Here is a 14027-nt window from a genome sequence, read left to right on the forward strand (position 1 = left end):
CCCGGAGCCCGCCGCAGGCGCCCCACACCGCGCCGCCCCCTCCCCCTTCGCCAAAGCGCCTCCACCCGCCCCCCCAAGCCCGCCGCAGGCGCCCCCGCCCCACCGACCAAGCGCCTCCACCCCGCCCCACCCCGGAGCCCGCCGCAGGCGCCCCACACCGCGCCGCCCCCTCCCCCTTCGCCAAAGCGCCTCCACCCGCCCCCCAAGCCCGCCGCAGGCGCCCCACACCGCGCCGCCCCCTCCCCCTTTGCCAAAGCTTAACCACTCGATATTTGACACTCTGAAGTATCTCCCTGCATGGTTACTTCAGTTCATTCACTATGTACGGGAGGAAGCAACCGTGAGTGAGGCACCCCAGCCCACCACCGCGGCCGAGAAGCAGAGCAGCGCCCGGGTCCTGCCGGCCCTCATCCTGGCGATGCTGTCGTTCAGCGTGGTGCAGACCGCGGTCGTCCCGATCCTGCCCTCGCTGGCCAAGGAACTGAGCGTCTCGGCCTCCAGCATCACCTGGCTGATGACCGCCAACCTGCTCTCCGCCGCTGTGCTGACTCCCCTCCTGGGCCGCTTCGGCGACCTCCGGGGCCGTAAGCCGATGCTGCTGATCTCGCTGGCCGGCCTGGTCGCCGGTTCGGCGCTCGCGGTCAGCACCCACTCCTTCACCTGGCTGATCGTCGCCCGCGTCCTGCAGGGCGCCGGCGGTGGCGTCATGCCGCTGGCGATCAGCATCGTCCGCGACGAGCTGCCGAAGCAGAAGGTGACCGGCGGCGTCGCCGCCATCAGCGCCTCGATGGGCGTCGGCTCCGGCCTCGGCCTGGTCGCCACCGGTGTCCTGCTGGAGCACTGGAACTACAAGTCGATCTTCTGGATGGGCCTGGTCTTCGGCCTGATCGCGGTGGCCCTGGTCGCCTTCCGCGTCCCGTCCGACCCGGTCACCGACAAGGACGGCGGCGCCGACCCGCTCGGCGCGATCACCCTGGCCGGCTGGCTCTCCGCGCTGCTGGTCGCGGTCAGCCAGGGCAACCACTGGGGCTGGACCTCCACCAAGACCCTCGGCCTGTTCGCCGTAGCCGCCGTGGTCGCCCTGGTCTGGGGCATCATCGAGACCAAGGTCGCGCACCCCCTGGTGGACATGAAGATGATGTCCCGCCCGGCCGTGGCCTTCACCAACACGGCGGGCCTGCTCATCGGCTTCGGCATGTACGGCTCCTTCATGGTCATCAGCAACTTCGCCCAGACCCCGGAGAAGCTGACCCACTACGGCTTCACCGCCACCGTCCTGCACGCCGGCGTGATGCTGCTGCCGTCCGCGATCGGTTCGATGGTCGCCGCCCCGGTCGGCGCCCTGCTGATCGCCCGCCGCGGCCCCCGTCTGCCGCTGGTCCTCGGTGGTGTCCTCGGCGCCGTCGCGATGGCCTACCTCGCCGTGCGGCACAGCCACGAGGGCGACCTCTACACCGCCTCGGCGATCTTCGGCCTCGGTGTGGGCCTCGCGTTCGCCGCGATGCCGGCCTACATCAACGGCGCGGTCCCGGTTGAGCAGAGCGGTATCGCCAACGGCATGAACTCGGTGCTGCGCACCGTCGGTGGCGCGATCGGCACCGCCGTCATGGCCGCCATCCTGACCGGCGACACCATGAAGCTGCCGCCGCAGATCCCGCTCTCGCTGCCCACCCTGGACGCGTACAAGCACGCGTTCTGGACGGCGGCCGTGGTCTGCATCATCGCCGGTGCCGTCCCGTTCCTGATCCGCACCGTCAAGCCCGCCGCCCCGTCGGCCGTCGTCGACGGCGCGGCCCGGCAGAACTCCAGCGACAAGCTGGTGAAGACCGACGCCTGACGAGGCGTCCGGCCCCCGCGCTCAGGGACAGGGCGCGGGGCCCCGGTCTCCCGTACGTCGCGAGGGCATCACGAACGTGCGGGGACCGGCACGGTGATACGGCCCCACCCGGTACTCCCCCACCGGGTGGGGCCGTCTTCGTGTCTCAGCCCCCGTCCTCGGAACGGTCCTCCCCACCACCCTCCGGCCCACCACCGGATTCCCCCTCCCCTCCCGCGTCCCCGCCGTCGCCCTCGTCCTCGTCCTCGTCTTCGTCCTCGCGGCGGCGCAGCGGCAGCGGCCGGGCCGGTTCGAGCGCCGGGTCGTCCACCGCGAAGGTCCGCACCCGCCCCGGCTCGCTCCAGGGCGTCTCGAACCGCACGGTGACCCTTCCGACGCCGCTGCCCTGCACCCACCCCGGCCCGAACTCCTCGTGCCGGACGTCCTGTCCGGGCATCCAGCGCCGCACCACGGCCTCCGGCTCCTCCTCCGCCTCCGCGGCCTCGGCCGCCGCCTCCGCGTGCTCCGCCGCCTCCTCCCGCAGGGCCTGCGCGAACAGGTCCTCCTGGGTGTAGTCGGCGAGTTGGGCGACGCCCACGCCGAGCAGCCGGACCCCGCCGGTGATGTCCACCTGCTCGGCCAGCCGGCGCGCGGTCGCGGTGATCACCGCCTCGTCGTCCGTGGGGCCGCCGAGCGTCTCCGAGCGGGTCAGCGTCGAGAAGTCGAAGCGGCGGACCTTGAGGACCACCGTCCGTCCCGAGCGCCCGGCCCCGCGCAGCCGCCGCACGCACCGCGCGGCCAGCGCCTCCACCTCGCGCAGTACCCGGTCCCGGTCGGCCAGGTCGACCTCGTAGGTGTCCTCCACCGAGACGGACTTGGCGTCCTGGTCGGCCACCACCGGCCGTTCGTCCAGCCCTATCGCCATGTGGTGGATCCCGGCGCCGTGCGCCCGCCCGAGCAGCGCCACCAGCTCCGCCTCGCCCGCCTCGGCGAGATCGGCCACGGTGGTCAGCCCGGCCCGCCGCAGCACCTGTTCGGTGGCCGGCCCGATCCCCGGCAGCGCCCGGACCGGCATCGGTCCGAGCACGGTCCGTTCCTGCCCGGGTTCGATCAGCACCAGGCCGTCCGGCTTGGCCTGCTCGGAGGCGATCTTGGCCATCAGCTTGGACCCGGCCGCCCCCACCGAGCCGGTCAGCCCGGTCAGCCGCCGGATGTCCGCCCGCAGGTCCTCCGCCAGCGCTAGCACCAGCCGCTCACCGGTCTCGTGGTCCGTCTCGGCCAGCACCGGGCCGTACGGGCCGGCCTCCAGGTCCACGAAGGCCTCGTCCAGGCTGAGCGGCTGCACCAGCGGCGACAGCTCCCGCAGCAGGCCCATCACGATCTCGCTGACCTGCCGGTAGGCCTCGAAACGGCCGGACAGGAAGGCCGCGTTGGGGCAGAGCCGCCGGGCCTGCGCCATCGGCATCGCCGAATGCACCCCGAACTTCCGCGCCTCGTACGAGGCCGTGGAGACCACCCCGCGCCCGCCGAGCCCGCCGACGATCACCGGCTTGCCGCGCAGGCTCGGCTTGGCCGCCTGCTCCACCGCCGCGAAGAAGGCGTCCATGTCGAGGTGGATGATGCTCGGCAGTGATCGCACCCGCCGATCATCGCGCACGGGTCCGACAGTGCGTACGAACCCGGCCGGGCGACGGGCGACGGGCGACGGGCGACGGGCGATGGGCGAGCGCGGCGGGTGCGGGCGACCGGCTCCGGCCCTCCTACTTCGCCGCCTCCGCCAGCGCCTTCGGGATGCCGTCCTCCGTGGGCCCGAGGAACACCGGGTCCGGCCGTAGCCAGGCGTTGACCGCGGCCTTGCCCGCCCCGGCGATCTCCCGCAGTCCGCCGTACAGCCAGGTCTCGTCGTGCAGCTCGGGCACCCCGACGGCATACGACCGGATCCCCGCCGCCTCGCACAGCGCCAGCGCCCGCCGGACGTGGAAGTCCTGGCTGACCAGCACCGCCCGGTCCACCCCGAAGATCCGGTGCGCCCGGGTGCAGGAGTCCCAGGTGTCGAAGCCCGCGTAGTCCCGGACGACCCGATCCGCCGGCACCCCGTGCTCGGTCAGGTAGGTGTACATCGCGTCGGGCTCGTCGTACTCGACCCGCCCGTTGTCCCCCGTCACCAGGATCGCCCGCACCTTGCCCTCCCGGTACAGGTCCAGCGCGGCGACCAGCCGGTGCTCCAGGTACGGCGAGGGCTTGCCCTGGTCCAGGCCGGCCCCGAAGACCACCGCGACCGGCGCCGAGGGCGCGCTCTCCACGGTGCCCACCCGGTCCCCCGCCGAGAGCCACAGCCAGGCGCTCGGCGCCAGCGCCAGCGAGCAGAGCAGCGTCCCGACCTGGAACACCCTGCGCTGCGTCCGGCGCTGCCGCAGCCGCGCCCGCATCCCTGCGGCTCTGCGCCGCAGCAGCCCCGCCGTCCCCGTGCCGACCCCCATGTGGCCCTCCCTCGATCGTTCGCCAGGCAACACGACGAGGCCGCGGGCCCGGACGGTTCCCCGTCCGGGCCCGCGGCCTCGTCGAACGCTTGCTCAGACCGCCCGGTTGCGCCGCTGGGCGAGCTCGTCGGCCGGGTCCTGCCCGACCAGGGTCTCGCCGGTGTCCGTGCGCTCCGCGTGCAGTCGGCCGAGGGTGAGCTCCAGCTCCTGCCAGACCGCTCCCACCGCGATGCCGAACACGCCCTGACCGCCCTTCAGCAGATCCACCACCTGCTGCGGCGTCGTGCACTCGTACACCGTCGCGCCGTCGCACATCAGCGTCATCCCGGCCAGGTCCGCCTGCTCGGCGGCCTGCAGATGGGCGACGGCCACCCGGATGTTCTGCAGCGAGACGCCCGCGTCGAGCAGCCGCTTCACGATCTTGAGCAGCAGCACGTCGCGGAAGCTGTAGAGCCGCTGGCTGGTCGCCGGGTACGCCGTCCGGACGCTGGGCTCCAGCAGCCCGGTGCGGGCCCAGTAGTCCAGCTGGCGGTAGGTGATGCCCGCGGCGGCGCAGGCCGTCGGGCCGCGGAAGCCGATCAGTTCGGAGGTCGGGGCCAGCCGCTCGATGGCCGGCTGACCCGGCTGCACGGCCGGGAACCGGCTCATCCGGGGCAGGTCGGCGACGGTGCGAGCGGTGCGCGGCAGGTGCACGGCGCACAGGCCTCCCACAACCGCGTCATCGCCGGTGCTGCTCATGCCTGCCTCCGTCCACTTGTGCTGCGGGCAACCCGACTGCGGGCATCGGCCACCCGGACAGCCACTCCTGACGGTAGGCAGTCCCCTATGACCCGTCAACGATCGCCACGCCGGGCCGGACAAGCCACGTCACTCAGGAGAGTGGTTTTTCGTGCCCCTAGTGTGGGTAGACGGACGGTTTTTGGCAAAACGGCGATCCGCAGGGTCACCAGGCCCGTCGACGACTCCTCCGGAGGGGACCTCGACCGCCTCCGTCCGCGCTACTGCGGGCCGCCGCCCCCGAAGTCCTCGGGCGAGACCTGGTCCAGGAACTCCCGGAACTTCTCGACCTCGTCCTCCTGCTCGTCCGGGATCGCGATGCCCGCCTCGGCGAGCACCTCCTCGCTCCCGTAGATCGGCGTGCCGGTCCGCAGCGCCAGCGCTATCGCGTCGGACGGCCGGGCGCTCACCTCGACCCCGCCGGCGAACACCAGCTCGGCGTAGAACACGCCCTCCCGGAGATCGGTGATCCGCACCTCGGTGAGCTGCTGGCCGAGCGCCTCCAGGACGTCCTTGAAGAGGTCGTGCGTCAGCGGGCGCACCGGAGTCATGCCCTGCTGGGCGAAGGCGATCGCGGTCGCCTCGCCGGGGCCGATCCAGATCGGCAGGTAGCGATCTCCCCCGACCTCCCGCAGCAGCACGATCGGCTGGTTGGAAGGCATCTCCACTCGGACACCCACGACGTCGAGCTCATTCACACAGGCAACCCTATGGCTCCGGTCCCGGATATGAAAGCGCAGAGCCGACGCCGCTGGTCAGCGCGGTGCACCCACCGTCCGACGGCCGCCCCTGCGGCTACCCGCGGGTTCGCAGACCGGCCTGGACCATGGCGGCGTGCAGCCGTACGGACAGCGTCGCGAGCTCCCGCGCGGTGGCTTCGGCATGCGCCCTGGTCTGCGGGTTCCGGTGCCGGCGCAGCGGCGCCACGACCTGCTCCACCAGCGCGATCTCGCGGTCCGCCGCCGCCTTCATGGCCCTCAGGTGCCGCGGCTCCAGGCCGTACCGGCCGAGCTCGGCGACCAGCCGGGCCACCTGCAGCGCCTCCCCGTCGTACCCGCCGTCCGGGCCCGGCGCGACCAGCCCGTACGACTCCCACTCGGCGAGCTCCCGCTCCCCGGCCTCGGCGGCCGCCAGCAGCTCAGCGCGCCCCAGCCGGACTCCGGACGGGACGTCCCCGGCGGCCACCAGCTCGCGGTCCGCCTCCTCCATCGGCCCGGGCCGGGCGTCCGCGGCGGAGGGCAGCGCGGGCGGGTTCTCACCGCGCTCGATGGCGTCCAGGTGCTCGCGGATCACCCGCAGCGGGAGGTAGTGGTCCCGCTGCATCCGCAGCACATAGGCCAGCCGGTCGACGTCGGCCGGGCTGAACTTGCGGTACCCCGAGGGCGTGCGCTGCGGCTCGACCAGCCCCTCCGACTCCAGGAAGCGGATCTTGGAGATGGTCACCTCGGGGAAGTCGTCACGCAGGAAGGCCAGGACCGCGCCGATGCTCATCAGTTCGTCGCCGCCGCGCCGCCGCCCGGCGGGCCGCTCCGTGCGGCCCGGCTGCCTGGGGCCCGCGACCACCCCGCGCCAGCCGCGGTCCGCCTGCGGACCGGACGACGCTGGGGTGGCCGCCCCGAGAGAAGAGGAAGGGGTATTCGTATTCACTCGGGCTCCCGCCGACGTTGGTTTCAGTACCCCCGGTTGTGGCCGGCGAAGAACACCAGCCGGTACTTCCCGATCTGGACCTCGTCGCCGTTGTTCAGCGCGACCTCGTCGATCCGCTCCCGGTTCACGTAGGTGCCGTTGAGGCTGCCCACGTCGGCGACGCTGAAGCCGGCCGGGGTGCGGCGGAACTCCACGTGGCGCCGCGAGACCGTGACGTCGTCCAGGAAGATGTCACCCTGCGGGTGGCGCCCCGCCGTGGTGACGTCGGAGTCGAGCAGGAAGCGGCTGCCCGAGTTGGGGCCGCGCTGCACGATCAGCAGGGCCGAGCCCGGCGGGAGCGCGTCGATCGCCGACAGCACCTCGGCCGACAGGGCCGGGGTGGCACCGGTGCCGGTCGTGGTGGTGGGGTCGTACGACTCCAGGCCGGAGATGGAGATGGTCGACGTGGTCTCCGCCGCCCCCTCCGGGAGCAGACCGCCGCGCAGCGCCGTACCGCAGTTGGAACAGAACCGGGCCGCGGCCGGGTTCTGGTTGCCGCACCTGGGGCACGGAGAGGGGCCAGCCATGTTCACAGCCTCCTGGCGCGGCACACCCGACGGGTTGTGCCCGGCGTACGGGTCCGGGGCAAACCCTCCACCAGAGGTTGAGGGTGCTGACGGGAAACCTATGCGCGGGTCGCCGGAGGGGTCAACCGACGCGCCGTAGCCCGCCGGATTCCCCGCGTACTGGGCGCCACCGTCCCGGAACATCTGCTGGCCGGCGTACGGCGCGGCCTCGGGGGCCGGTCGCATGCCGGGCACGGCGGGCTCGTCCTCCGGCCGGCGGTGCCGCGCGGTCGGCGCCTCGACGACGGCCGCGTCACGGTCCTTGTTACGACCGAACAACTTCGAGAAGAAACTCACGGGCGAATCCCCTTGCGTGTGACAGACCCGCCCGCGGGGCAGGGTGAGAACCTCGGACAGGCCGCGAGCCCGGTTGCGGCTCGGGCCCGCTGGAGTGGTACTCCGACAGTTGGTGCTGCGGTTGTTGCTCCGGAGCGTACTGGTGCGAACCAGTCTCGCCCACGTGACGGCGGCGGCCCGCAGCGGGTTCCGCCGGCCCGTGACGGGCCGTTCGTCGGGCGCCCCGTCACTTCGTGGCCGGCTTGGCGTACTGCGGCGTCTTCAGGTCCACGAGGGCGTCGACGACCACCTTCTGCTGCTGGCTGATCGTCGCCCGCGCCTGGTGGCTCTCCAGCGTGCGGACGACACCACCCGGGATGTTCAGCGCGGGCGTCAGGTCCTGCGGGTTCCCCACGACGGTGAACCGATAGGGCTGCGAGACCTTCTTCCCGTCGATCTGCACCCCGCCGCCCGACAGGTCGGTGAAGTAGGTGTTGACCACCACGCGCACATCGTTGATCTGAATCGCCTCCGCCCCCGCCGCTCGAAGTTCCTGCAGGGTGTCCAGCAGCATATCTGCCTTCACCTGCCCTTGGGGATCATCGACCGTGAGTACGATGCCCGGACCAGTGGCTTTGACGGTACCCGCGAGGACACCGAGTTCCGTCACCTTCTTCCTGGTCTGCTCCTGGGCCTCCTTGGCCTGGTTGGAGCTGTTCTCCAGCTTCGCCAGGGACTGCTCCAGCTCCGCCTTCTCTTGTTGAAGACGTTGCTGACGGCTGTCCAGTTCATCGAGGATCCGGACCAGGTCCTCCTGGCGGGCCCCGCGCAGCTGACTGTGGTGGTCGTTGGTCGACCGCACCTGGATCGCCAGCCCGAGGCCGAGCGAGAACAGCAGCAGCGCCACGACGAGCTGACCGCGCGACAGCCGCGGCGGCCACAGCGCGGCCTTCAGCCGGCGTCGTCCGGCGCCCCGGTCCACGGCAGCCGGCGGCTCCACGGCCTCCTCCACCGAAGGCTCGGGCTCGGGCTCGACCTCCGCGGCGGGCTCCGGAACCGGCTCCGCGTCCACGGTCGGCGTGCGCGCGGGCTCGGGCTCGCGCCGGACGGCCTTCACCAGCTGGAGCGTCGGCTCCGGCGTCGAGTCGGCCTCCAGCTCAGCCTCGGCGTCCGGCTTCCCCTCCGTCGTCTCCCGGCCCGCCTCCGCCCTGGCCACCGGGTCGCCCGCTCCGGCCTGCGCGGCGGCTTCGTCGACCTCCGGGGCCCGTTCCGGCTCGGGCGCCCCGGCGGCCTCCTCGACCGCCTCCTCGGCTGTCTCCTCGGCAGCCTTCCCGGCGGCCTCACCGATCGGCTTCCCGACGGTCCGCTCCTGCTCCTCCACCACCGCGTCCTCGCGGCCCGACTCAGGCACGGAAGACATGGCGCCGGATCGCTGCCGCGTTGGAGAAGATGCGGATGCCGAGGACGACGACCACACCCGTGGACAGCTGGGAGCCCACGCCCAGCTGGTCACCGAGGAACACGATCAGTGCCGCGACCACCACGTTCGACAGGAACGAGACGATGAACACCTTGTCGTTGAAGATGCCGTCGAGCATCGCCCGGACACCGCCGAAGACCGCGTCCAGGGCCGCGACCACCGCGATCGGCAGGTAGGGCACGACGGCGTCCGGCACCTCGGGTTGGACGAAGAGGCCGACGACCACCCCGATCACAAGACCCAGTACGGCAATCACGGTCTGGCTGCTCCTGTCGAGGTCTTGGCGGATCCGGTCGACGGACGCCGCTTGGGGGTCGCACCACCGCTGGTCGCGGATGGTGAAGCGCTCGGTGTGGCCGATGGTGGGACGGACGCGCTCGGGCTCTCCGAGGTTCCGGGGCCCGCCGAGGGCGATCCACTCGGCGTGGTCGAGGCCGAGGCGGTCGCCGTCGGCGAGGGCTCGGGCGTGGCCGGCTGCGCGGTCCGCAGGGTGACGCCCACCGCCGCTGGCAGGGTCAGGCTCTTCTGCGTGGAGAGCGTCGACTTGATGCCGTACTTCTCCTGGAGCAGCCGCAGGTACTGGCCGGCCATGTCGTTCTCGAAGGCGGTGAGGAGCTTCGGGCCGTCCCCGATCGCCTGGACGGTGTACGGCGGCACCAGCGGCCGGTTGTCCACCAGCACCGCCTCGCCGGCGGCCCGGATCGCGGAGAGCGCGGTCAGCCGCTGGCCGTTGATCGCCACGGCTTCGGCCCCCACGCCCCACAGGCCGTTCACCACGAGCTGCAGGTCGCGGTCCCGCAGTCGGCCGCTGTTGGAGAAGCCCTGCCCCGCCCGCGGGTCGACGTTGCCCCCCAGCCCCGTCCCCGCGGCGTCCTCCAGGACGAGCTTCACGCCGGGTCCGGTGACCTCCCCCAGGCCCACCGTCCCGGTGAGCCCTCCGGCGTCGCCGTCCCCCGAGGCGAGCGCCTGCTGCTGCGTGCTGTCGACCTTGCGCCGCAGTTCCTGCACCTGCTTCTGCAGGCGGTCGGCGGAGGTGTTGCTGTCGTTGATCCGCTGGATCAACGCGTCCCGCTCCTTGGCCAGCGTCGGCTCGGCCTTGTGCGCGTTCACCGCGCCCACCGTCACCACCGCTCCGACCAGTGCCAGCCCGGCACCCAGCGTGAGCAGGCCCCGGAGCGTGCCGGGTATCCGGCTGTCGCGGGCGCCACCGCGTGCCTCGGCCGCCTCGGCGTAACCCTCGTCGAGGCTGTGGTCCATCACATTGGTCAGCAGGGACATCGAGGCGTCCGGGCGGTTGTACCGCCCGTTCGGGGCACTCGGTGTCGGCGTCGCTGGCATGGAGACCATCGTCCCATGACCGGGGAGGGGGCCCGTACACGGCCCCTGAGCTGCACACACGCTGCACACATGGCGGAAGCGACGGACCACCCCTAATGAGGTGAAAACAGACAGAGGGGCGCACGGACCATGCCGTGCGCCCCTCTGATCAGGGACGTTCCGCTGTCAGGCCCCGGTCGTCACCGCCCCGCGCCTTCGACCACCGCCGCCCACTCGTCCAGCAGCGCCTCGGTGGCCTCGTCGTCCGGGCCCTCCGCCCACAGATGGGTGACCGCCTCCGCCGGGTCGGGGAGCACCAGCGTCCACCGTCCGTCCGCCTCGACCACCCGGACCCCGTCGGTGGTGTCCAGCCGACGGCTGCCGGCCGCCTCCACCACCGAGCGCATGACCATGCCCTTGGCCGCCCACGGCGTCGCGATGTCCCGGCGGCGGATGTGCGCCTGTGGGATCCGCGCGTCGATCTGGCTCAGCGTGAGCTGGGTCCGCGCCACCAGACCGACCAGCCGGACGAAGGCCGCGGCCCCGTCCAGCACCCCGCTGAACTCGGGCACCACGAAGCCGCCGCGGCCGTCCCCGCCGAACACCGTGCCCTCGGCGGAGGCCGCCTTCGCGAGGTCGTCCGGCGTCGTCGTGGTCCAGATGACCTGGGTGCCGTGGTACGCGGCGACCTGCTCGGCGATCCGCGTCGTGGTCACCGGCAGAGCCACCTGCCCGCTGCGCCGCTCGGCCGCCACCAGGTCCAGCAGGACCAGCAGCGCCCGGTCGTCGTCGATCACCCGGCCGAGCTCGTCCACGAACGCCACGCGCTCGCCGACCGGGTCGAACCGGACCCCGAAGGCCGCCCGGGAGGACGCCACCAGCTCGCCGAGTCTGGCCAGCCCGGCCCGCCGGGTCTCCGCGTCCTCGGTCGGCCGCGCCTCGTCGAGCCCGCTGGAGACGGTGAGCGCCTCCACCCCGAGCCGGCCGAGGATGCTCGGCAGAACAAGGCCGGCGCTGCCGTGCGCGGTGTCCACGACCACCTTCAGCCCGGCCTCCCGGACCCCGGTGGTGTCGACGGTCCTCAGCAGGTTGCCCGCGTAGGAGTCGAAGACGCTGGACGGGAAGGTCAGGTCGCCGATCTCGCCGGGGAAGGCCCGCCGGTACTCCTGGCGCGCGTAGACGCGGTCGAGCTTGCGCTGCCCGGCCTGCGAGAGGTCCGCGCCGCGCTCGTCGAAGAACAGGATGTCCAGCGAGTCGGGCACGCCCGGGGTGGTCCGCAGGAAGATCCCGCCGGCACTCCCCCGCGCCGTGTGCTGCCGGGCCACCGGCATCGGCACGTTCTCCAGGTCGCGGACGTCAATGGCGGAGGTCTGCAGACCCGAGATCATCGCCCGTTTGAGCGCACGCGCACCACGCGAGTGGTCACGCGCGATGGTGACGGTGGCCCCCTTCTTCAGCGTCGTCGCGTAGGCGCCGGCCAGCCGGACGGCGAGCTCCGGGGTGATCTCCACGTTCAGGACCCCGGACACGCCGCGCAGGCCGAAGAGGTGCTCCTGGCCGCGCGACTCCCAGATCACCGAGGTGTTGACGACGGCGCCGGCCTCGATGGTCTTGAATGGATACACCCGGACGTTCGCCCCGATGATCGACTCCTCGCCGACCAGGCACTCGTCCCCGATCACCGCGCCGTCCTCGATCCGCGCGGCCCGCATCACGTCGGTGTTCTTGCCGACCACGCAGCCCCGCAGATTGCTCTGCGGCCCGACGTACACGTTGTCGTGCACCACCGCCTTGTGCAGGAACGCGCCGCGCTTGACGACCACGTTGCTGCCCAGCACGGTGTGCTCGCGGATCTCGACGCCGGCCTCGACCTTGGCGTAGTCACCGATGTACAGCGGCCCGCGGAGCACCGCCTCGGGGTCCACCTCGGCCCCCTCCGCGACCCAGACTCCGGGCGAGATCTCGAACCCGTCCAGCTCGACGTCGACCTTGCCCTCCAGGACGTCCGCCTGGGCCTTGCCGTAGCTCTCGTGGGTGCCCACGTCCTCCCAGTAGCCCTCGGCGACGTACCCGTAGACCCGCTTGCCCTCTTTCAACAGCTGGGGGAAGACGTCACTCGACCAGTCGACGGACTCACCCGCCGCGACGTAGTCGAAGACCTCGGGTTCCATCACGTAGATACCGGTGTTCACCGTGTCCGAGAAGACCTGCCCCCAGGTCGGTTTCTCCAGGAAGCGCTCGACCCTCCCCTCCTCGTCGGTGATCGTGATCCCGAACTCCAGGGGATTCGGCACCCTCGTCAGACACACGGTGACCAGGGCGTTCTTGCTCCGGTGAAAGTCGATCAATTCGGAGAGATTGAAGTCTGTCAGCGCGTCACCGGAGATCACCAGAAAGGAGTCGTCCTTGAGCGCGTCCTCGGCGTTCTTGACACTCCCCGCAGTGCCCAGAGGCGTCTCCTCGTGGGCATAGGTCAGATGCATGCCCAGCTCTTCGCCGTCACCGAAGTAGTTCTTGACCAGTGACGCCAAGAACTGGACGGTGACGACGGTATCGGAGAGGCCGTGCCGCTTCAGCAGCCGAAGCACGTGCTCCATGATCGGCCTATTGGCGACCGGAAGCAGTGGCTTCGGCATGCTGGAGGTCATCGGGCGGAGTCGAGTACCCTCGCCCCCTGCCATTACAACGGCTTTCATTACGGGTGCGTCCTCCTTCTGCGGTGGTGGACCAGCAGGTCCATCAAACCGTTCCAGAGGGTTCTCTACCCGGAAGGTATCGTCCGACGCACCGATGGAGCGTGGGGCTTCTCTCAGATCGCGTCTCAGACTGCGGACGCCGGGCTCGCACTCCCCTTGACGATCTGCCGCACCTGAACCGCGTAGAGGATGGCGGCCCACCAGTAGAGCACGGTCCCCCACCAGATGAAGGCCCAGCTCACCACCTCGGCCGGCCGCGCGATCCAGCTGCCCACACTGCCGAGCAGCAGAAGCGGAAACGCGTACATCAGGTTGAAGGTCGCGGCCTTCCCCAGGAAACTCACCTGCAGCGGCCCGTAACCGTGCTTGTTCAGAATGGGCAGCAACGCGGCGATAAACAGCTCCCGGGCCAGCAGAATCGCCGTCAGCCACCACGGCAGAATCTCACGCCAGGTCAATCCGACCAGCGTGGACAGGACATACAGCCGGTCGGCCAGCGGATCCAGCAGCTGCCCCACCCGACTGATCTGGCCCCACCGCCTGGCCAGCTTTCCGTCCAGGTAGTCACTGACACCACTCAGCGCCAGGATCAGCAGCGCCCAGCCGTCATTGTTGGGCCCGTCGAACACCGGCCACAGAATGAGCCAGAGGAACAGCGGAACACCGACCAGCCGGCCCATGCTCAGCATGTTGGGGATGGTGAGGACGCGATCGGTCTGGACCCGCGTCTCCTGGACCTCCACCCGGGGGCCTCCTGTACCGTGTGATGACAATGCACGTTGACCTTACAACAGAAAAGCCCCCGCCCGGTTCACCCGGCGGGGGCTTCTCTCGAAGAATTGTTCGGCGGCGTCCTACTCTCCCACAGGGTCCCCCCTGCAGTACCATCGGCGCTGTGAGGCTTAGCTTCCGGGTTCGGAATGTAACCGGGCG

The 14027-nt window shown here is 71.4% G+C and carries 12 protein-coding genes and 1 rRNA gene; 1 reads left to right on the top strand and 12 read right to left on the bottom strand.

The window, feature by feature from the left end:
• Nucleotides 1-340: 340 nt before the first annotated feature.
• On the top strand, nt 341-1837 hold the full coding sequence (locus ACZ6Y7_RS23510) for an MFS transporter (protein WP_465759878.1): 1497 nt from the start codon (nt 341-343) through the stop codon (nt 1835-1837).
• A gap of 145 nt (nt 1838-1982) precedes the next feature.
• Here the strand turns inward: ACZ6Y7_RS23510 and ACZ6Y7_RS23515 are convergent, their stop codons facing one another.
• The 12 genes from ACZ6Y7_RS23515 to rrf form a co-directional block, all read right to left on the bottom strand.
• Nucleotides 1983-3455, bottom strand: a complete 1473-nt coding sequence (locus ACZ6Y7_RS23515; protein WP_465759879.1) for a DNA polymerase IV — start codon at nt 3453-3455, stop codon at nt 1983-1985.
• Between the two features lie 121 nt (nt 3456-3576).
• Nucleotides 3577-4296: a SanA/YdcF family protein gene (locus tag ACZ6Y7_RS23520; RefSeq protein ID WP_465759880.1), complete on the bottom strand. Its 720-nt coding sequence runs from the start codon at nt 4294-4296 to the stop codon at nt 3577-3579.
• 93 nt (nt 4297-4389) lie between these two features.
• Nucleotides 4390-5034 (bottom strand): MerR family transcriptional regulator, encoded by a 645-nt coding sequence (locus ACZ6Y7_RS23525; RefSeq protein ID WP_465759881.1) that lies wholly within the window; start codon nt 5032-5034, stop codon nt 4390-4392.
• A 260-nt stretch (nt 5035-5294) separates the two neighbouring features.
• Nucleotides 5295-5771, bottom strand: coding sequence for a bifunctional nuclease family protein (locus ACZ6Y7_RS23530; protein WP_030062493.1), 477 nt, complete (start codon nt 5769-5771; stop codon nt 5295-5297).
• Nucleotides 5772-5868: 97 nt separating this feature from the next.
• On the bottom strand, nt 5869-6564 hold the full coding sequence (gene ftsR / locus ACZ6Y7_RS23535; protein ID WP_465759882.1) for a transcriptional regulator FtsR: 696 nt from the start codon (nt 6562-6564) through the stop codon (nt 5869-5871).
• A gap of 179 nt (nt 6565-6743) precedes the next feature.
• Nucleotides 6744-7286 carry an FHA domain-containing protein gene (locus ACZ6Y7_RS23540; protein ID WP_465759883.1) on the bottom strand — a complete coding sequence of 181 codons (543 nt, stop codon included), beginning with the start codon at nt 7284-7286 and terminating at the stop codon, nt 6744-6746.
• Between the two features lie 562 nt (nt 7287-7848).
• A complete protein-coding gene (locus tag ACZ6Y7_RS23545; protein ID WP_465759900.1) occupies nt 7849-8718 on the bottom strand; it encodes a DUF881 domain-containing protein in 870 nt (289 codons plus the stop codon).
• A 286-nt stretch (nt 8719-9004) separates the two neighbouring features.
• Nucleotides 9005-9337: a small basic family protein gene (locus ACZ6Y7_RS23550; protein WP_030062488.1), complete on the bottom strand. Its 333-nt coding sequence runs from the start codon at nt 9335-9337 to the stop codon at nt 9005-9007.
• Nucleotides 9334-10419 carry a DUF881 domain-containing protein gene (locus ACZ6Y7_RS23555; RefSeq protein ID WP_465759884.1) on the bottom strand — a complete coding sequence of 362 codons (1086 nt, stop codon included), beginning with the start codon at nt 10417-10419 and terminating at the stop codon, nt 9334-9336. Before ACZ6Y7_RS23555 ends, ACZ6Y7_RS23550 begins: the two co-directional genes overlap by 4 nt.
• 179 nt (nt 10420-10598) lie before the next feature.
• Entirely contained in the window at nt 10599-13094 is a 2496-nt protein-coding gene (locus ACZ6Y7_RS23560; RefSeq protein ID WP_465759885.1) for a sugar phosphate nucleotidyltransferase, read from the bottom strand.
• Nucleotides 13095-13219: 125 nt separating this feature from the next.
• Nucleotides 13220-13837 (bottom strand): CDP-diacylglycerol--glycerol-3-phosphate 3-phosphatidyltransferase, encoded by a 618-nt coding sequence (gene pgsA, locus ACZ6Y7_RS23565; RefSeq protein WP_465759886.1) that lies wholly within the window; start codon nt 13835-13837, stop codon nt 13220-13222.
• 98 nt (nt 13838-13935) lie between these two features.
• Nucleotides 13936-14027, bottom strand: a 5S ribosomal RNA gene (gene rrf, locus ACZ6Y7_RS23570); the annotation flags it as partial.

Source organism: Kitasatospora sp. NPDC053308 (assembly GCF_055585785.1).

What these genes read in the sequence shown, in the direction of transcription:
- ACZ6Y7_RS23520 (WP_465759880.1), bottom strand. Translation starts at nt 4,296, where the DNA reads ATGGGGGTCGGCACGGGGACGGCGGGGCTGCTGCGGCGCAGAGCCGCA.
- ACZ6Y7_RS23525 (WP_465759881.1), bottom strand. Translation starts at nt 5,034, where the DNA reads ATGAGCAGCACCGGCGATGACGCGGTTGTGGGAGGCCTGTGCGCCGTG.
- ftsR (WP_465759882.1), bottom strand. Translation starts at nt 6,564, where the DNA reads ATGAGCATCGGCGCGGTCCTGGCCTTCCTGCGTGACGACTTCCCCGAG.
- ACZ6Y7_RS23540 (WP_465759883.1), bottom strand. Translation starts at nt 7,286, where the DNA reads ATGGCTGGCCCCTCTCCGTGCCCCAGGTGCGGCAACCAGAACCCGGCC.
- ACZ6Y7_RS23555 (WP_465759884.1), bottom strand. Translation starts at nt 10,419, where the DNA reads ATGCCAGCGACGCCGACACCGAGTGCCCCGAACGGGCGGTACAACCGC.
- ACZ6Y7_RS23560 (WP_465759885.1), bottom strand. Translation starts at nt 13,094, where the DNA reads ATGAAAGCCGTTGTAATGGCAGGGGGCGAGGGTACTCGACTCCGCCCG.